Source organism: Photorhabdus akhurstii, assembly GCF_019090985.1.
GTDB classification, from domain to species: domain Bacteria; phylum Pseudomonadota; class Gammaproteobacteria; order Enterobacterales; family Enterobacteriaceae; genus Photorhabdus; species Photorhabdus akhurstii.
On the sequence record NZ_CP020335.1, the window covers coordinates 1,995,869 to 2,017,096 of the forward strand.

Annotated in this window: 13 protein-coding genes; all 13 read right to left on the reverse strand. The window is 39.6% G+C overall.

What is annotated here, in order from left to right; genetic code table 11:
• Positions 1-10: 10 nt before the first annotated feature.
• Positions 11-1,216: a phage tail sheath family protein gene (locus B0X70_RS08665; RefSeq protein WP_040149121.1), complete on the reverse strand. Its 1,206-nt coding sequence runs from the start codon at positions 1,214-1,216 to the stop codon at positions 11-13.
• 48 nt (positions 1,217-1,264) lie between these two features.
• Positions 1,265-2,662: a phage tail sheath family protein gene (locus B0X70_RS08670; protein WP_040149119.1), complete on the reverse strand. Its 1,398-nt coding sequence runs from the start codon at positions 2,660-2,662 to the stop codon at positions 1,265-1,267.
• 11 nt (positions 2,663-2,673) lie between these two features.
• Positions 2,674-3,753 carry a phage tail sheath family protein gene (locus tag B0X70_RS08675; RefSeq protein ID WP_217471314.1) on the reverse strand — a complete coding sequence of 360 codons (1,080 nt, stop codon included), beginning with the start codon at positions 3,751-3,753 and terminating at the stop codon, positions 2,674-2,676.
• A gap of 53 nt (positions 3,754-3,806) precedes the next feature.
• Entirely contained in the window at positions 3,807-4,256 is a 450-nt protein-coding gene (locus B0X70_RS08680; protein WP_217471315.1) for a contractile injection system inner tube protein, read from the reverse strand.
• 660 nt (positions 4,257-4,916) lie between these two features.
• Positions 4,917-5,879, reverse strand: coding sequence for an Rpn family recombination-promoting nuclease/putative transposase (locus tag B0X70_RS08685; RefSeq protein WP_217471316.1), 963 nt, complete (start codon positions 5,877-5,879; stop codon positions 4,917-4,919).
• A gap of 632 nt (positions 5,880-6,511) precedes the next feature.
• Positions 6,512-7,597 (reverse strand): Insecticial toxin, encoded by a 1,086-nt coding sequence (locus B0X70_RS08690; RefSeq protein WP_235319368.1) that lies wholly within the window; start codon positions 7,595-7,597, stop codon positions 6,512-6,514.
• A 355-nt stretch (positions 7,598-7,952) separates the two neighbouring features.
• The gene (locus B0X70_RS08695; protein WP_036807028.1) at positions 7,953-8,984 is read right to left on the reverse strand and encodes a hypothetical protein; all 1,032 of its coding nucleotides are present in this window, start codon (positions 8,982-8,984) and stop codon (positions 7,953-7,955) included.
• Positions 8,985-9,373: 389 nt separating this feature from the next.
• Positions 9,374-10,276, reverse strand: coding sequence for a Pvc16 family protein (locus B0X70_RS08700; protein WP_036807031.1), 903 nt, complete (start codon positions 10,274-10,276; stop codon positions 9,374-9,376).
• A 24-nt stretch (positions 10,277-10,300) separates the two neighbouring features.
• A complete protein-coding gene (locus tag B0X70_RS08705; protein ID WP_217471317.1) occupies positions 10,301-12,394 on the reverse strand; it encodes an ATP-binding protein in 2,094 nt (697 codons plus the stop codon).
• A gap of 9 nt (positions 12,395-12,403) precedes the next feature.
• On the reverse strand, positions 12,404-14,620 hold the full coding sequence (locus B0X70_RS08710) for a contractile injection system tape measure protein (protein WP_217471318.1): 2,217 nt from the start codon (positions 14,618-14,620) through the stop codon (positions 12,404-12,406).
• Between the two features lie 66 nt (positions 14,621-14,686).
• Positions 14,687-15,319: a hypothetical protein gene (locus B0X70_RS08715; RefSeq protein ID WP_217471319.1), complete on the reverse strand. Its 633-nt coding sequence runs from the start codon at positions 15,317-15,319 to the stop codon at positions 14,687-14,689.
• 246 nt (positions 15,320-15,565) lie between these two features.
• Positions 15,566-18,469 (reverse strand): baseplate wedge protein, encoded by a 2,904-nt coding sequence (locus B0X70_RS08720; RefSeq protein WP_217471320.1) that lies wholly within the window; start codon positions 18,467-18,469, stop codon positions 15,566-15,568.
• Positions 18,462-21,215, reverse strand: coding sequence for a baseplate J/gp47 family protein (locus tag B0X70_RS08725; RefSeq protein ID WP_217471321.1), 2,754 nt, complete (start codon positions 21,213-21,215; stop codon positions 18,462-18,464). Before B0X70_RS08725 ends, B0X70_RS08720 begins: the two co-directional genes overlap by 8 nt.
• Positions 21,216-21,228 lie beyond the last annotated feature (13 nt).

The following is a 21,228-nucleotide window of genomic DNA, read 5'->3' on the forward strand; positions in this document are numbered from 1 at the left end:
TTGCCCCTGTTTAATGGGTGAGTCCGGTACGGGTATCAAATGTCAGATTCAACTCGATAAATTCCGCTGGAATGAGCAGCGCCAGTTTGATCTTGATGATCATTTTCCCGGCTCGCAGATCCGCTTCGCTCATCGATTCGTCAACTCCCAGTAACACCTCGAAAGCTTGATCTTCCTGAGTGCCCCGCAGTCCGCCATTTAGCCATAACTGACGTAGCCAGTTGTAAGCCTGACCTTTGAACTTCATCCAAGTGATGGCGTTATTCGGTTCAAAAACAAAGGCCCGGCCCAGTTGAGTCATATGGGCTTCGATATAGGAAACCAGACGGCGAGTCTGGATATAGCGCCAAGGGGAGTCGGGGGTACAGTCCAGCGTGCGGCATCCCCAGATCTTTATCCCTTTGCCGGGAAAGCTGCGAACCAGATTCAACGAAGTACCGTTCTGATTAAACAGATCATCGGCTTCAATATGAGAGCGTATTGGGCTTATCACCTTGGCTAACGCGACGTTCGCGGGTGCGTGCCAGACCGCCATTTGGTTATCGTTACGCTGAATGACGGCGGCCACTGCGGCGGTTGGTGAAAGTACAATCGGTTGACCTTGTTCCTGATAGGCGCTTTTTAGTCGCGGCCAGTATACCGCGCCCCATTGCCGATCACTGGAAGAGAGCTGCGTTAGACATTCAGCGGCCAGTGCGGGATCATCGGGGGCATCCAGCAATCCCATGATGCCGCGTCGGCACCGGCAGAGGTTAAGTACTGATTGCCAAAATTGTAGCCAGAGCTGAATCTTGTCGTATTGATCGATTTCTGAATCGGGAGCATCCATTTGATTCAGATAGACAATATCGGGGACCACAATCAGCGTGATAGCACTCTGTGCCGAAATCGCTTGTTTAACCCAATCTTGCTGTAGCGTTGTGGTCAATGATTGAAAATTGCCTTGTGGTTTATCAGAACCTAGCGACAGTACATAAGCTTGCTGGCCTCCGTTGTCAAAAAAGTGGCGCACGGAGTAGTACATTAATCCTGTTTTTTTAAACGACCGAGTAAAATCGGCCAGACTATTTAGCTTGGTGGAGGTTTTATCACTGACATGGCTATTTTCAGTCGGTTGAGTATAGCCGATAAAAACCGGGATACCGACAAATGCCTCGTCTTGTTGCTGGGATATCAGGTTCTCCGTGATGGTGACGCCGGGTTGTTTTATTTCCATTCTCGGTTCCTCAATAGAACAGGCGCGGCGAACCGCGCCTCAGTACGGTTACTGTGTTACATTTTGCGAAAATTGCAGGATGATAAATTCAGCCGGACGAACCGCCGCCATGCCAACCTTAACCACTATTTTGCCTTGTTTAATATCGTCATCGGACATGGTGACACTTTGACCAATCTGGACAAAATAGGCTTCCTGCGGGCTATTACCGGCCAGCGCTCCTTGTTGCCAGAGTTGATGGAGATAGTTGTCAATGGCTGACCGAACCCGTTCCCAAGTGGGATGACTGTTGGGTTCAAAAACGGCAATTCGCATGGCTTGTTTGATATCCCGTTCTGCCGCATTAAAGAGACGCCGAACCGGGATGTAGCGCCAGTTGTCATCATCTTGCAGAGTACGCGCGCCCCAGACGACAAATCCTTTGTTGCTGAAATAACGGATAGCATTGATGCCTTTTTGATTCATAGTGCTTTGTTCATTGTCGCTGAGTCGATCCGCGACATCGCTAATTCCGCTGAGAACAACATTCGCTGGTGCTTTCCAGACGCCCCGACGAGCATCGGTAGCACAGTACACGCCTGCCATGATTGCACTGGCAGGAATGAGTTTTTTGTTATCTGCAATTTTTTGTTTTATTGCCTTGATAACTTGTGCATAGAGTTTTGAGTTCTGCTTTTTGAGTTCCGCCAGATGGGTAACTTTTTCATCCTGATAACCTGAAATCGAGATGCTATTCTCCTCTACCTGAATAAGTTGTGAGACTTTAACAGCGGGATAATAAGTCGCGGTTTGTGATTGCAGGCTCACATTGAGTGCGGTTTCTTTATCCTGATTATCAGTGATAAGGAAATAGCCCTCATTTAATAATGAAGATGTCAGACTGTTATATATTTTGTTCTGGTAATTAGAATCTTGTTCAGGGCAGACGATTAAGGTAATTTCTAAAGCCTGCTTAATTAACTCAGGAATTAATGCCAGCGTGTGAGAATCTTCTGAATCAGGAATTGGCAGGATATAACAAGGTCCGCCACCATTTTGGAAATAAAGTTTTAAAGCGTCACTGCTTGTTGTGTAGGTGACGGTAGTTACATCGTAAGAGTCACTGTTATTTTTATCGTTTGTATCAAGCGTAATATTTTGGGCGGCAAAATTTTTTACATTATCTTTGGCTTTTGTATTGCCTTCGTTTTTCTCAGGATGGGAAGGAGCAGGTGGTGGAGTAGGTTTCGTTAATTTGACTGCTACCGACGTAATACAGCCCACATGAAACTGATTAGTAAAATCCAACCAGCTACTCACGCGCGTCACTTGTGGCGTTGCGCTGATTTTTTTCGGCGAGAAACGACCAATAAAAACCGGGATTGCCGTGTTCCCTTGGCTAACGGAGAGAGCCAGTGATGTATCTTCTTCAATATAGACGCCGGGATAAGTTGGTGTTGTTGGCATGTTGCCTCCGATTATTGAGCGATATTCTGCGTAAACTGCAAGATAATAAACTCGGCTGGCCGAACTGCCGCCAGACCCACTTTGACAATCATTTTGCCCTGCTTGATATCGTCATCGGTCATGGTGAGACCTTTGCCGATCTGGACGAAGTAGGCTTGCTCGGCTTTATTACCCATCAACCCGCCTTGCTGCCACAGGGTATGGAGATAGTTATCGATAGCGCGGTGGACCGCTTTCCAAGTAGGTTGGCTGTTGGGTTCGAAGACGGCGAAACTCATGGCATTTTTAATATCCCGTTCCGCGCTGTTAAACAGACGACGAACCGGGATATAACGCCAGTTATCGCTGTCATCAAGTGTACGAGCGCCCCAAACCAGCGTACCGCTCTTAGGAAAGGTACGAATCATATTCAGTGCCTTGCCTTGGTTATATTGCGTTTGCAGATCATCGGTTACTGGGTATTTAGGTTGTAATCCCCCTTGAATAGGAACGTTAGCGGGCGCTTTCCAGACCCCTTGGCTGTTATCGACACTGGCATAAATACCGGCCATAACCGCACTGGGCGGAATATCAACGGCGGTTTTATTTTCTCCCCATTCAGCGGTTAGCCAGGGGTAATAAACTGCACCATAAGCGGTAGGGGAATAAGGCTTGAGGACTTTTTCTGGTTCTTTTATGTCGGTATCACTTTGTGGGCCGTCAAAAATGGCAAATAACCCTTTGCCCGGCTGACAAAGTGTACTTACTGCATCTTTAATTTCTTCTCCGGCAGCAATCAGCAATGTTACATCGTCAAGTTTTGGCACTTGTGTTTCTAAGTCTTCGGTTTTGACGAGATAGCAATATCCACCGCCGTTAATAAAATAGGCACGTAGTGAAACGTCAAGGATATTCTTGGGATTAAATGATTCACCTTTTCGTGTCAAATAGTCCATCCAACTCCTAACACGAATATAGGGTTTATCTGATCTTAATAAATTGTTATTTGCAACAGCGAAGACCGGCACTGCCGTTGCACTGGAACGAACGGAGAGTGCGGGTGAGGCGTCCTCTTTAATATAAACGCCGGGATAGGTTGGTACCGTTGGCATGTAGCCTCCAATTATTATGCAATATTCTGAGTAAACAGCTTTATAAATGAGTCTTAAGCTGCCTGAATGGCGACTCGATCCGCGGTCAAGGTAATTTCCTGCACGGCGACTTCGTTGCTGGCGGCATCAAAAGAAGGGGCGGTTAATGAGGTTGGGAAAGCATTTACCACGCTCCAGGTCATCAAAATTTCAGTACCGGTTTCGTTGGTTAAACTAATTGAAATATCTTTTTTCTCGACCTGATTAAGTTGAATAGAATTAATCCAATCAAAAAGTTTAGTATCACCGGAGAAGACGCCTTTACGCAGGGTAATATTGATCGCCTGACGTTGACCGGGCATTTTATAATAATTGCCTGTACCATCTTTATATTCGATGACGTCATGAGAAATATCTAGCCCGGAAACGTTATTAAAGGCGACTTTTTCATCACCGATTGAAACAACAAAATGGTAAGTAGGAATAGGATATTCAACAGCAATTTGTTCAGAAGTTGTAGGCATAATTTTTCCTTAATGAGTTATTTACGTTTAAAAGATAAACAGAGCGTTGTTGCTTTGTTTTTATTAACACTGAGGTTTTGATTAGCACTGAGCTATGGCTATAGCTACCGCAGCAACCTGCCTTGTGGCGGTTATTATTTATGCTGAAAAAATTTACTTCGAGATTATTTAGTTTGAATTTAATAAAGCGGCATGATTATAAGTAATGAATCTTTAGAGGGAATATTAATTAATAGTGCGTGATAATTATTAATTGGTATGGAAAAGGGTACCCATTTTGGGTATTGGTGCGGTTTTATTTGGCTTTAGGGGTAAGGAAATTATGAATGGAGAATTATTTTCTGTTTTGTCGATCAATTGAGGATAAAAAGAATTAGTAAATGAAGATCGTGTTGAGCCTATGATTTGCTTTTTTCGAAGGATAAATGAAACACAAGGGGATCAACCATAAGCCCTTCATTAATTCAAGGATTTATACCCGTTATCTTTCAAGTTGCCTTTTTGTTGGCTGTATTCACTCACCCCGGTCGCAGAGTTATCTATGCTCCCGGGGATTCGCGCTTTTGCTGCCGCGATGCGTCTTGAAATCCATAGGGTATAAATAAGAACAAAAATGCCGATCTTGAATATCGGCATTTTACTGTAAAAGAGAAGATTAATTTAATGCTTTAACGCTTCAATTTTATCCCGGCTCAGTCCGGTACTGGTGACAATAATGTCTAAACTCACGCCATGCCGTAATAAGGCACGAGCCGTTTCCACTTTACCTTTCTCTCGGCCTAGTTCAATACCTTCCTCTCGGCCTAGTTCAATACCTTCTTCTCGACCTTCCTCTCGGCCTAGTTCAATACCACGCTCAAGCCCTTTTTGTTCAAGCTGTTCTGCAATAGTCATCAACATCGTTTCATGCTCCGGAGATTGTTCAATCAGTTGATGGACAAATTGGGAGAGATCCAGCGTATGTCCATTCAGTAAAATATAGCGTAACACCACATTGCGCTGCTCAGTTGTATTATACCCTCCATTCAGAAGTTCCACCAATTGGGGGACCCATTCCAGCATGTCCCGGCAGCGGATGTGTTTTTGCACCAGCTCCATCAGGGCAACCCCTTTATGCGTCAGGATCTCTTCATCGCTGAGCGCACTGACGTCCACCAACGGAAACGCCTGACGGTATAAGCGGGCAGCCTGTTCGGGGAGCGTAAAACAATCCAGCCACCGGTTTGTGTAAGGATACGGCCGAACCTCCCCATGATAAAACAGCAGCGGCGCCACCAAAGGGAGTTCAGTATGGCCTTTTTTCAGGTGGGCCGCCATTGCTAACATGGCATAATACATCAGCCGCCAGGCCATCAGCGGGTCAGGAGTGGACTGATGTTCAATCAGACAATAGATATAGCCCTGTCCCCTAGCTGTTTCAACCGAGTAGAGCACATCACTGTGCAGTTGACGTAAATGCTGGTCCACAAAACTGCCGGGTTCCAGTTTCAATGTGGCTAAATCACACAACAACTGGATCTCTTCGGGCAGATAAAGGGATAGAAATTCTCTGGCCGTTTCGGGCTGCGTTAAAAAATGCTTGAATAACGCGTCATGGTGAGGTCGTTTTTCTTTCTTTGCCACAATCTGTTTCTCTGTCTTATCAGGTAGTCATTACCACTCATTGCCAAGGTATAGTGTTTCTACCAAGTTACAAAAAACATTGTCTCAGATTTCCTCAGGCAAATCTTTACCGAATGAATTAATAGAAGAGCCTAAAGAATAAAATATCAGAAAAGGAAAAACGATAAAAAACATTATATTTACAACAATTAATTTATGAAAGCCATTCATTTCAGTCAGTTTTTAACTTGCATTCGCATAATAATAATCCCTCCTCATCAAAATATCGATTACTTATATTTCCGTTAATCTTGGATGTTCAGATCGAAAAAATTGGACTGAGTTACCTCCAGATGATCTATTATTTTGCATCGGGTCATACAAACGAAGGAGCGATATTCTGGAGCAGGTTTTTATATAAATCATTTAATGCAGGTAATGAATGTGTCGGTGGTATTTTCACTATGGCTCGGAGGAAAATGACATCTATGCCTGTTATCTTTCAAATTGTCTCTTTGTTGGCTGCACTCACTCACCCCGGCCACATAGTTATCTATGCTCCCAGGGATTCGTTCCCTTGATGTTGCGATGTATCTTGGAATCCATAGGGTATAGTGATTTATTTTGCAGAACGTTGTTGACGTGATAATAACTTATTTTTTCCGGCTAAATCGAGCCATTCCCGGCTTTTGTGGATTGGAAACGAATCCGGGATTTCCAGCGACGGGTTTCCAGCTTGCTTTCATTTTTGCGCCAATACTACTATAAAACTGATTCAGTTCATCGATATTATTGGCAATTGTCCATTTCCCTTTACTGACGATAGCAACCGGAAATTCCCCAGGTTCAGCAACTGCTTTAACAATTCCTCCGTGTTTCTTTATCTCTTCTTTTTCTTTATCCATTGCAAAAGCAGGATAGCTTACTTGAGGACCATGCCTGATAACATTGTGCTCTATATCCTCAAATGGTCGGTTTGAATCAGATTCAGCGATATATTTGTTAATGTGATCGATGATTTTCTTTTCATCTGGTGAATTGGATGGTACTGAATGCGGTTGAGTGGTGAAACTAATCATATCATGCATATCATAATCACCGGTGAAAGGCAGTGCGGCCCAGTTCTTTTTTTCTTTCAAAGGGGCCAGACTTGCTTCGAGATTGTTTAAATCTATGGGATAAATTTTCCCATTAACTTGTTCATCTGATAAACCATGACCGCTGCTCATATAAATACCTTCGAGACGTCCTGTTTCTTTATTCCAGTGACCGACATAGCCTTCAATACCCGCCTCCTGCACTTGCTTTATTATATCTGAAGCTTCGTCTTTGGGATAAGCTTTGTTAATTGAACCGGGTTTAATGGTTTTTTCCAGAATATCATGTCCCTTGGCTGCGGCGCCTTTACCTAAGGCTCTGAGAGTTGGTTCGCCTGCTGCCCGAAAACTGACAGCGAAATTACCTTTTTCGGACGCTTCTTCAATCGCCTTCATATGACCTTCCCAGATAAATTTTTCCTTGACTTCTTGGCGAACGGAGGAGTCATTAGTCGGAGCATTTGAAAGTGAAAGATGTTCAGTAGAAGAATTTGATGATGGAGATGTTCTGCGGGTATTTTTAGTACCCTGCGTGGGTATTTTCTGAGAATTAGAATATCTTGGCATATTTATAAATCCTTTGTCGTAGTTGGATTTGTTATCTGTAGATTTTTTATTTATTTGAAATGATTTATGTTTCAATTATAGGTATTTAAATGATGAGTCTATATGTTGATTGGGGATAATATATGTGAGAATAAAAACCATATATTAATACTAGGCAGTTTTGCATAGTAAGTGCAACATAATTACGCTGTAAATAAATAAGTTCGTGTTCTTTATTAAATTTTATTTTTTTGGAAAATATTGTCTGATTTCAGTCTGTTGATATTCTAATTTATTCCTATTTTTAGGAAATATAGAAATTGACAGCCTTTTTGAAAATTGCAATTATTAGTTTAATTGACCATATAATAATTGATTTATTTACATGTCAGAAAGTTATATAAATTTATTTTCAGTATCTTATTCTTCTATAACTCACATATATAAACCTCTATGAATATAATCGACGTCTTCTTCTCAACAATGAACGTAGCCTTATCAATTGTTCATTTAATCTATATCTTGATCCATGATTTCTCTGAGTAATTATATTCTTACTTCTACTCTTATTTTTAGGAATATATTGTTGCCATAGTTCTGAGTCTTTCTCCCAAGGAGCAATGGTTTCTTCACCATTCTCATAGAAGTGAATTCTTCCCGCTAATCTTTCTCTATTTCGATAGGCATAACGTAATTCGGAGGCAGTAATTGATTCACCTGGCCCTGCTTTTTTAGGATCTGAATCTTTTTCTTTATGAACAATTTGTTCAATATTCAAACCATCAAGAACAAAATGTATTTTTGTTTTCCCATTATTGGCTGCCATTTCTATACCAAGTTTACTTCCTCTTTTCCAGAGTAAGCGAGGTGCAGCATTTCCGCCTATATACCATGTGTGATAATAATCAGAGTCATATTCATTAGCTGTTTCTTTAAATATATGAGAGATATTAAATTTAGGGTTTTTATTTCCTATTTCAAAGTAATCATTCCATAATGGATATTTTCCTCTTTTACCTGAATCAATATCTTTCTGTAAATTATCATTGACCTTAATATCTCTTGAATATTTCTTTGGGTCTTTAATAAGATTTTGTAGTTTATCTTTTTTGAACTCATTAATGAAATTAGATAATCTATTTGTTGAGGTTTTTTTTGCATTTTTATTTAAAACAACTCTGGATATCTCATTATTGTAAACATCTATAATCATTGGTGAACTTTCTGGACTATCTGACACGAATTGGGGATTTGTTTCTTTAATGTACTTTCCTCTTTCAGAGGCGAGGCCATAAAATAGATCACCATTCTCTTCATTATAATTATCTTTTGGTTTTTTAGGGGTATGGTTAGTCGTATTATTCAAATCTAATCCTAGCCCTAATGGGTTATTTTCTGTTTCTTCTTCGTTATATTCAATTGAATTCGTTAATTGCGATGGACGTTTTTTCTGTTTTTCCTCTTTACTGTATTCACGGCTCATATTATCACCTATTAGTTTTGGACTTTAATTATTTAGTATTGGGCTGTTTCGTATAGTAAATGCAACATAATTACTCTGAGAGTAAACAAATTTGTATTTATTTAAATCATTCACTGATTTTTTATACTCTACTGTTTTACGTGAGAGATTGTTTTTTATTCATTGCGATTATATAATTAATTTTTATTAGTTAGATTTGGTATTTTCCCATATTTCCCATATTTCCCATATTTCCCATATTTTCCATATTTCCCATATTTCCCATATTTCCCATATTTTTTTCCAATCCTCTAGTAATTTACCATCTAGTCTTATTTAACATAAATGAAAATTAATAGAAAGGCCGTTATTAATCATCATATCATTATTATGATGTAAAAATAATAACTTTATATTCCAATTAATTTATTAGAATTTTCTTTGTCGATGATGATTCCTATACCATTTACCTTTACAACGGCTTTTTTACTATTTACCCATTCTGAAAGAATATCTCTTATTTTAGGTAAATAAGTTGAACTGGTAATACCTGAAACTTTAAGAATAATGTTTTCATTTTCCTGACTATTGTTATTGTCTGTAGTGGGTTCAGTTGTCAGATCCACTTTAGCAAGGGCAAGACGAGTATCTTCTGTACCACCTAAATCAGCATACAATTTATTTGCCAAAGCTTCGGTGATTTGTGAATTATCCAGACTGGGTTTTTGATCCATAGTAGCAGATATTTTGCTGACTGGAATTACATTGTCCTCAATCTCTTGAAGCTTCATCGGAACGGTAATGGAGTATAATAAAGAGAGGCGAGGACGATTACCGAGAGCCTGCCAGAAATTACCCAGACTATTTAGGTTTTCTTGTTGTGGAATAATTTTGGTATAAGCACCGGGAAGACCGGTTAATTGACGGTTGTTAATTAATGCCTTTAAAACCCGATTCATCACTTGTGCTGCCTGATTATCTGGCTGACTGTCTGGGCTGGAACCATCGTTTGACGGCTTATTTGCATCCCAGTAGGTAATTAAATAGTTACAATTGATATTGACCCATCCCGGTAATAATGTGCTGGTTGCCGGATTATAACGTCTTGTTTCTGCGGAGCGTAATTGTAGATCCTCATGTATCTCATAAAGAAATACACTGACCGTCGGTTCTGATTGAATGGAGTTGATTTCTGGTAGATCAAATCGAATATCAATATTTTGACCAGGAACGTTTAAATATTTAATTAGAATGTTATTTAATGCTTTATTAATCTCGATAATCGCGTTGTCAGAAGCAATTATAATTGTCATGTTGACTCCAATTCTACTAAGTTTTTAAAAAGCTAGCCGTCCTGTTTTATTTAATTCAAGTATCACGGCTCGTTCTATATGTTTATTTTCAACCTGTCCAATATTATCATCTGCGGATAATATGGATGACAATAGGGCAATATTTCTGATATTCGCTCCGGTTAGGTCAGCTCGTTTAGCTAGGTGATCAAAATCAATTTCATGGGATAATGTCAGTTGTTCAGGCCAGATTTTTTGCCACATTTTTTTGCGTAATGCTTCATCTGGGTAAGTAAAACGAGTAATAAAAGTAAAACGGCGATTAAACGCGCTGTCAAGATGGCTACGGTTATTGGTGGCTAAAATCACTAATCCCGGATAGTCCTCTAATCGTTGTAACAGGTAAGAAACTTCAATATTGGCATGTCTGTCTTGGGCATCTTTAGTTTCACTGCGTTTGCCAAATAAGGCATCGGCTTCGTCGAAAAATAGCACCCCAGAATCCGCTTCGGCCAGATCGAAAATACGGGAGATATTTTTTTCCGTTTCACCGATGTATTTATTCACCACGGTAGAGAGATCGACTTTAATCAGATCAACGCCAAGATTATTGGCAATCACCTCAGCAGCCATTGTTTTACCGGTACCCGATTCTCCATAAAATAACGCACTAATACCGGTACCGTAACTGATTTTTTCCTGAAAGCCAGAGCTCAGAATTTGGTCACGGTAATTAATGGCTGCGACGATCTCTTTTAGCTGTTGCGCTAACGTATCTGAAACCACTAAATCTTTAAAGCTGCGTTTGGGAGTGATTCGCTGGGCTAATTTACCGAAATTTTGTTGAGCGCGGAAATTTAATGCCTTACGTAAATCAGTTTCTTCCAGTTGGCCTTCTGGTTGCCGAATCATCTGGTATTGATGTGCTTCTTCAACAATGAGCGGTAATGTTTCTGCTGTAAAAGAGAAACGTTGACAGAGCGGAGTAATATTGATTCCTTGGATGACATTAGCCGGTAAACTTGCTTTTAGCATTGTTTTTCTATCTTCCAACGTTGCTGCTGGCATATCAATTTGTACTATTGGCAAATGTTTAATCCAGACTAATGCATTTTCCGGTTCTGCCAGACAAACTACTTTTAATTTCGGCTGATTCAATAAAATTGATAACTCATGGTGTAATATTTTCTTTTCCTTCGCAAGTAAAGAAAAATTGCGGATTAATAAACAGGCATCATGCAAGCGGATTTCTCGTATTGCATCTGCCAGTATGGGTATTGTGACACTATTTTCTTCGTCGGGCAGGCGAGCTAAATCAAGAATTAAGGTATGAATACTATGATATGTCATAATATTACTGACCGCTAATTCTCTGGCGCTGCCTTCTTTTCCTCTGAGTATGACCAATGGCTGTATTTTATCGGTTTCATTTAGTAATATTTTTTCCAGTGAATGATAAAGAGTTTGTGGATACCAATTATGTGAGGTGGGAGTATGCCAATTAGCACAGGTTATTAATGGCTGTAGAATAACTCGTTGTCCCGATAAAAAATGCCAGACAGAGTTGTGAGTTAAAAATTGTGTTTGTAACCAGATTGGTTCTTCTTGATTATTAAGCCGTAGTAGTTGGTTGTTGATTAATGGTGTTTGCGGTAAAAAACTGTTTTGCAGTAATTGTCGATCACTTTGACATTGGCTAAATAATTCAATCGCTAAAGCAAAACTCGGCCACTGTTTTTTACTGTTACCATTGAGAGCAGCAAATAGTGCATGATAACGGCTGTCAAAATGCGGCAATAAACCTAATAACAAGGTATCCCGTTCAAATTCAGTGAGTTCGAAACGTTCGACTAATAATGATAATGCATCAAGGCCAGGGCTTTTCTCGATTTCAGGATAGTGAATAGGATTATTTGCTTTAATTAGCCAATGAGGAATACCCAGTGGTGTTACCAAACATTGTTTTACTTCATCTTCGGTCAGTAAAAAACTTTCCGGTAATGAATTGTACAGGTCTCTCTTCTGATAATAGTATTGCTGTAATAGTAGATCGATACGTTCCAGATGAAGATAAATCCAGCATAATTCAGACGTCATATGCTGAATTTCACTGTGGTTATTTGTAAGCAGATAGTCCATATAAACCTTTTAAATATTTTGCCAGTCAATTAATAAGGGGCGATCCAACCAGGGAAGTTTGGCGATATTTAATGGCCAAGGCCAGTCGGTTAACAACACATCAAATGGCTGATGTTGTACCGTGATTTTGGTTTCCTGTTCATTTATCAGCAATTCCCCCGGTCGTTGTAAGAACAGTTGTCGGGCGTCATTGCGGCTTAGTTTTTTCCAGGCAGGAAGTTGGCTGATAACCGCATCCAGCCACTGTTCTGTTACCAATTGTTTTTCTGGTTCAATAAGGACTGATTCAGTTGTTTCATCAGTCATTAGCCCGCACAGAATGTTATTCAGTATTTTTCTTTCTGCCGGTGTCTCTTTGGTTCCCCAAATTAGATAATCAAGGAAATTAACGGCACTGAATTGAGCCTGACGATGAATAAATTTCTGTGTTTCGAGCAGACTAAGTTGATTAAATAACGCAGATAACATCGGCCATAGAACCAATATTCCGGCATTACTCACCTGACGTGGAAACGTTTGTTCAGGCAATAAATCCGATTTAGAACGTGCTCTGTTGATAGTTCGCAGTTGGTTATTGCCTGTAACGCGCAGATTATCCGATGCTGATAATGTTTGCCGGTTTTCGGAGATTATCGTGTGGTTTAGCATAAAGCGTTCCGATAAATATTGATATTCCTCAGCAGAAAGGTGTTTTTTACATAGCAGTGAAACAGGAGCCAATTGCCATAACGGAGCTAACCAAGTTGTACCTTCGCTGTTATATAACATTGGATGTTGAAATAGCCGGAGGATATTTTGTGTTTTAATATCTCCTTGTTGAATGGCTGTAGTTATCAATGAAAGTTGATGCTGATTTAATTGTGGTAAATGTTGTTTATGCCCTGTAGCTAACGCCTGCAATATCTCAGTCAATATTGAATCGACAATGGTTGTTTGCTGTAAGGATTGTTTTCTGAAAGGCTGGTTTTCACGATCAAAGCGTTTTACTAGGTTTTTATATTCTTGAGCAGAAATATGTTTTTTACATAGCTGTGAAACAGGAGCTAATTGCCATAACGGAGCTAACCAAGCTGTACCCTCACTGTTATATAACACAGGATGTTTAAATAGCTGAAGAATATTTTGTATTTTGACTTCTCCTTGTTGAATGGCTGTCGCTATTAATGAAAGTTGATGCTGACTTAATTGTGGTAAATGTTGTTTATACCCTGTAGCTAACGTCTGCAATATCTCAGTCAATATCAAATCAACAGAGGTTGTTTGCTGTAAAGGTTGTTCTCTGAAAGGCGGGTTTTCACGGTTAAAGCGCTTTGCCAAATTTTTGTATTCCTGAATAGAGAGATGTTTTTTACATAACTGTGAAACCGACTCTGTTTGCCAAAGTTGTTCCAACCACTCATTTAGTGAAGAGTTATAAATTACAGTCTGGCGAAATAGCTCAATAACAGATGCAGCATTAAGTGCATCACTATCTAATCCAACCGTAATGTGTGATATAACTTTTGCATCGGGTTTAGGTATTTCCTGTGTATTATTTCGTTGTATATACCCAAGTGCATTCAATACTAATTGTCCAGATGAGACAAGTTCCTCTTGGTCTTGTGTTCTGTTTATCCCTTCCAATAATCTGTAACTAATGGCATTCAATAAAGCAGGTTGCCCGATAGCCAGAAGCTGTTGCAGACTGTGTTCAGATAAACAGCTTTTTGCCAGTAATAATGCTAATTTACTTTCTATCTGTGTTATTTGGTTAATGAGTTTTTTAATATTGATATCAATATCTTTATTATTCATCATCTGCTTTATTGGATTGAATATAGAATCTTTCTGATATAAGTAATAAATAAAATTCTCAGCATTGATTAAATCATTATCGTGCAATAAAAAAACCTTATCGATAACTTTCTGTGATATTGATTCTTCGGTAAGAGTTTTTTCCGCCTGATTATTTATTTGATATTGATTCAATGCCTGAGAAAGAGCAGTATTAAGCTGTACAGGAAATAGCGAATTAAAATCATGTAATTTTGTTTCGCCAAGATTCAAGGTTAATGTCCCAAAATAGATATCCTGATTAATAGTATGTTGATCAAAGAATGAATTTAATAATCTGTGTATGTTGGATTGATTTAACAGAGAACCATGCAGTACTTTTTTAGCTACTTGGGAGTTATTAACCTCAATAGTAATGATAATTCGTCTTAATAGAATTGGTTCAGAAATCATATTAAGGTCTCTTTTTTAATTAATAAATATGGGTGAATTTAGGTGTGAAATATATAATTAACTGAATTATATTTTCATGATATATCTCATGAATTTGAGATTTACAGCCACATGATTACTATTACTTTCTTTATCTGAGTTGAAATAGTATCTTTTATCATGATTGTAATTATCACTTGAAATCAAATAAACACTATCTATACTATCATTAATAGTAGGAGGATTATCATTTAATTTAGGCGTCCCATTATTACCATCACACCATGCCCAACCAGAAGGAGGATTATCATAATCATCACGATAAAATGGTACAATTGTTCCTTTAGGAATAATTAAGTCAGCAAGTACCGATGCGATTTCTTGGATATTAACACTCACACCATTAATATCAACGTTAATACCCTGGCCAGCTTTTACTGCTAACCCATCTTTGTCTTTTTTTAAACCGCCTGTGGGATTAATTTTCACCATTAGCAAACCACTCTTATCCAGCTCTAGGGCTGAATTTGGATTATCAGTTTGACCAGGTTCTTGTCCAGTTGCTTTGCGACCAATATCGGCAATATCAATTAGATCGTAAAAATCCTCTTCTAATGGAATACTGCCTTCTTTAAATTTCTCTTTTAATTCATCGGTTGAAGGACCTATTGGTTCAATATTGTAATTTTCTGTGTTGGATGGATTGTGTTTATTTTCCATTTTTGGTACCTTATTTAATATTGAGATATTCTTTTTTAAATGTCAGGTAAGTACTGTTGTATGATGAAATAGTCATAAGAAGGCGTGCTTAATTTAATAATAAAACCTCTTATTGTGGTTTTGCATTAAATATTTTATTTTCATAGATAAGTTTAATTTCTATCTTTGTCATCTTAAGACTTTAATAAATGATCTTCAATCTATCTATTTTTTTATATCTTAGTTAAGGATTTTGCTAATCTGAATTTACTTTCTAGTATGAGGTACATACAACAACTGGTTATCTTCTATTACTCCGCTGTTCCATTCTTGTCCAGATTCACCAATCACTTCTTTACGCTGTTGTGTGGTGGCAATTTGCATATTGCCAATGCCCGTTAATGCAGAAGGTAGGTGCCCCAGAGTTAAGGTTTTTAAAATCTTATATGCTTCATCTCCTAAAGGTGCTCCATTATTCTGCCAGCGCTTATAGGAATGGGCGAAATTCTTAAAATTTTCCGATGGCAGCCAATGAATAATCAGTGATAGATGGACTGGAAATTCAGCTAAGATCTCTGCTTTTATCCACGAATCCAGCTTGTGAGGATCGATGGTATCCATATTTTTATCAATTAACTTGCGATCGAATACTACGCTGACTATAAATGAAAAGCGATCGGATAAGATACTTCCATCGGAAAAGTACCAGTGGTAATTCGATGCTTCCGCGTCTGATGGAAAATTATGTGGTGAATCTTCTTCTTTTTTAACTAATATAAAATTTTTAATATAATCGAATTTATCTACTTTTACTTTGAGTTCATAGTCAGGTGTATTAGCCTGATATGGTGTCTTTGAATCCAGTTTTGGTGATGCATCTGTATATTTCAGTGTGATTTCGTCATTTTCTTTTATCATCGCAGGGAAAAGGTTTCCTTTTTTGATGGTAATCCTGCGTTCAGTTTCTGTATCACTTGGTTGGTAGTTATTGTCATAAACCAATTGATAGTCTATATCTTCCAGCCATACTGGGCTATTTTGCCAGACTAGGTTACCGTCATTAAATGCCTGCTGTACTCTGCCCAGATTATTTTTCAAACTATTACTATTACTGTTACTGGTATTAAGGGTAAATGTGTCATCTTTAATCTCAGTAATCATTTGACTACGTAACACTTTGTTTTTTTCTGAGCCACCTTTAATAATCAAGTCAATCAATTGACCTTGCAGTAATTGACCTGTTGTACCTTTTTGCGTAATTTTTAATTGATCACCTTCAACTTTCAGAGCATCAGGTTTTTGCACAGTATCGAATTTTTTATCGGGCTTTGCCGGTAAGAGTTGACGATGTTCAATCAAATAGAAGGGCAGGTCAGCCAGATTAGGCGTTTCACTGAAACATTCCCCACCTAAGCCCAATCGGGCGGCAATACGTTTCTGGAGTGCTGATACTTGATCAATACGAATATTATTACGCTGGTAGGTCAGTTCAGGTTGTTGCGCCAGATATTCACGTTGGGTAGATAGAAAATCCTTAGTCTGAAACGGTGTCAGTGAGTTTGGCAACAGTGGCGGGGTTGCGCACTTAGCCCCAAAATAGCCCAACAGATAATCTAGAATAGTCAGCTCTTTATCATAATTCTGTTGCTGAATATTGCCATTAATATAGATTTGTGAATCCTTGTCTAACTTATTGGTTAAATCAGTCTTTATACTCTGATAGACTTTCTGACTGATGGTATCCTCTTTAAAAGGCCATTGAGTGCCATATACGTCATTTCCTCGTTGTTTAAAGGCTAATAATTTTGGTAAGAGGTTGAGTTCGGCACAACCATTAGCTAATAGTTGTTCGAAAGGCAACATAAATTGGTGTAATTGTATTTGAAGTGGGGTATTGGCATAAGTCTGTAATCCATAGCAGGCAGGTAATTTATTGCCCACTGGGTAGTAGTCCAGAACTTTACGATGCTTCCCCCAATTCGATAATTCTGGTTGTAAATTAATTAGAGGTTTTGCAGTGATCTTTTTCTTCACACTTGATTCAGATGTGGTGATATTAATCCCGTCGTTGGTAGTAATTTTAAGTGGGCTTGTTTGTGAGGTAATCAATGCTAATGGTTTACTGCCCCATAATCTAGGGTAGTATCCTTGAGCGATGGTCCAGGACCAATTATCGTCCGCCAGCGGAGAAATGTTTTTATCATGTTTGCCTAATGCTAATTGAGTAATACTTTGTATCCCAGGGATAGCCAGTAAACGATTAGCCAAATGGCTGAGCTTTAATTCTGTCGGTTTGGTATAATCTTTGGCCGCCGGTAATTCGGGTATCCAGCCGTGATGTAAATAAGGACCTTCAAAAATTTCTTCATTATTATACCCCTGTTCCATCATGGCTTGGGTGGTATAGCGTAATGGTTTTTTAATGACCATCTGTTCTGTTACCATATAAATTTTGGCAAATATGGTATCAATGTCTTCATGTTCGGTGTCATCATCAAGTGTAATGTCAATTTCCAATAGGAAATCGACGGGTTGTAGCCAAATAATTTTACTGACTGATTCCCCCAAATTACGGTTGTTTTTTAAGAAAGCCGCCAGACTTTGCTGTGCCAGTACTTTATCGGCCTCAGTTTCCCGGCTAGGGAGTAGATAAAGCCAGTAATTGCCTCTCAGCGTTAACTTTAACTGTTGGCTGTCTGAAGTTTTAATGAAACTATATTCACGTTCTTCTTTGTTATACCAGTATTCATAGCGTTCGCTTTCAGGTTCACGAATTAGCTGTGCATCGTTAAAGAAAAAATAACCCGCGCTTTTGTCGTCAATGTTATCGCTACTGTGCAGGTCCAATAAAGCCCGGCGATAATCATCAGCAGTAATTGGGCAACAAGTCAGTGTTTGTTGTGGGCCAAACTCTTGTGGGAAAATATCGTTGTCAGATGTAGGGGTAGATTTAGGAGTAAGGAGATCAACAAGTGGTAGTGAGTGGCGGTAGGCCAGATCAGAGGCACCATAACAACAAGCTTCTAATAAGGTGATGCCAGGATCATGTTCGTCAGTATCGCTCCAGCATTGGCCGGATTGTTGTTCAATAACCGCCTTGGCTTGGGTAAGTAAGGTATCAAAGGCAATATCGTTTTTAACAATGGGGAACAGGGCGTCCTGGTTATTCATTGTCAGCTCCTTGGTTTTGATAAGTACTACCTGACCAGATTGAAATAAGCACTTCGTCAACAGCGGCTTCTACACTGTCACCTGTTGCTTCTGTGGGTTGGAGATGTTTTTTCAACGTTAAGCTGGTGACTCGTTCAACTAAAGGTGACTGCTGAATCGTGGCTAATAACTGGTAGTAATCAATACGGTTACCGGTTGTTACACTAATCGCGGTATCTTCTGCCCACGGCATATATTTCCTGCTCAGCTCTTGCTGTAACTGATGATGGCCATAGTCGGGATTAACTCCTGCGACAAATGTCAGTTCATAGTTAATCAGGACGTCAACGTATTTGGGATTGTCGATTTTGAGGGTGGTCCAGGGGCTGCTTAGCTGGCTTATCCAGTTGACCATTTCTGCCAGTCGGGCTGGGTTCAGGGTTGGACGTAGCGCGTCATCATTATCTTTGTAATGGCTGTTAGGGATGACAATCAGTTGTTGCGTCTCCGGGGCTGGGATTTTAGTTAATTCATTGGCGGAAGGGTATTTGACATCAAATATGTTGACAAAATGTTCTTTCAGCAAAGTGACCATATTATCCCAACTCAGCACCCGGTTACGGTTAGACAACCGGGTAGGAACCCGTTTCAGAAAATCCTGCTCGGTTTCTGGTGGATGGCCATTCCAGGATGCCCAAGGTTGGGTCACACCACTGACTGCAACAGATGTTTTGGTTAGTTGTTGAATACTATTGGCGGCCAATCCGTTGATAAAGTGATCCGGTTCAATGGTTTCTGCATTGATTAAGGTAGCAGTGGTGGCGTTATACAGTATGCCTTTAATGCGTGGGTAATCTTGGGGGTTAACCTTATTGACTATCTCTGCTTTCAGCCAGTACCGTCCTGTTGGCATCTGGGATGCTTGATTTGAAGCATCTTGTGGCAATAAGGTTCGCCAGAGCCCTCGATTAGACAGGTTATGGGTTTGGTCGTGAACCAGATTATCCAATGGATTCCAGATATTTTTCTTGTTCAAATAAAACCAAGATAAAGTGAGAGCTTTAATACCTGCTAACTGCCAGTACAAGGATAAAGTTTGCCCCGGTAGGACGTCAGTAAAGCCTAAATAGAATGCTTCATGGGTTAATTTAGATTTTTCTATTACTGCCTCTACTGCCTCGTCCCAACCAAAAGGCGTCAGGGGATAGACGGAAAATTGCTCTGTTTTCGCTTTAGCGCTGAATTCAACCTGTAAGGCACTGATTTGAGGCGTATAGGGGGGATTTTTATTTGTGGGATCTTGCCAGTATTGCATGTGCAAAAAGTCTTGTTCAGCCAGTTCTATGCGCACTGATGCAGGCCAATCATTGGGTGACTCGCTGTCTGCAAGGGGATAATTCATTGCCGGTAAGGTAAAAACCAGGCTTTTTCCTTGTGGCGGATCATTAGGTTGTTCTCCATTATATGGAGGAAGTTGAGTTTCACTGAATAATGGTTGAGCCTCACCCTTATTGAGAGTGATTCTTTCCTGAGGGATGACTAAATAGCCCTGTATTTTAAATACGTTATTCGCAGCAGGTTTAGGATGATATTTTTCATACCACTTTGAGAAATTCTCTGTAGGCAATCCAATCCATTGTGGGGTGATAGTGAGTGTTGCATTTTCAGTGCCATACCACTCTGGGGCAATTAGGTTAAAACCGGAACCTAGCAATGGTGATTGGCCAAAGGGAAAACTAGTGGTATCCGTTTGTTCAATGCCTCCATCAGAGGCATATAGTACATCGCGGTTGCCGTTAATGCTGATGTTAATTGCGGTAATTGTGGGTAAAGTTGTTCCTTGAATAGTGCCCAGTTTTAGTATTGGTACATCAAATGCCATTCCATCAAGGCCGTCAGGCGGGCTGATGGGATCATCATTGGCCGACAAGTGAAGTGTAAGATGTTGGGTATCTTCTTTTACTACTGATAATGAAAGCCAGTGATTTCCTGAACTGATCGTAGCAATGATATGTTTCTCATTCCCATCCCAGGGTGTGGTCAATGTCAACGTGATATTGCGTTCTCCCTTCGACATAGCAAATAAAGACGAGGTAATCAGGTAGCCAGATAGAATCGGAATATCATTGGATGTTGGATTCAACAGCTGAAAACTGTTTTCGGGTAATTCAATGTTATCTGCTCGATCCAGTAGCGTTGCCGATTGCCATTCATAGTTATCTTTCCGATACCAGCGTAGATCGGTCAGCGCGCCCTGATTTGCTAGTAAATTTTCGTCTGATGCATACTGTAACGGGGTTCCTACTCTATCTTGCCCGGCCTCAAAGAGAGTTCCCAGAGGAACAAGATACTCCGTTATATCTGTATTCAAAGCTATTTCAATCGCAACGCTATCTGCTCGGGCGTTTTTGGGTTTCAAGCCCAATAACTGTCGGTAATATAGAGCACGATGTCTGGCCGGAAAGGTATTGAGTAATACTTTGGATGTTTCTAATAACTTTAAAAAAGCTAGGACAAAAGCTTGATGTGGCGGTAAAAGCCCATTTGCTTTATCGATGTTTTGATAAATATCGGCTAATCGCTGAGGGTCGTTTTCTTTAATAAAGTAGAAGCTGTCCCAGAACTGTTTTTTCTCTTGATCGAAAGGGATGATTGCGGTGTATTCTTTAAGCCAGTTTAAAATATCCAGCGTACTTCTTTCATCAAGCTTAAATGCAGTATCTGGCACAATAGCAGAGAGTTTATTGTCTAACTCGGCTTGTCCCATATTTATACCACCT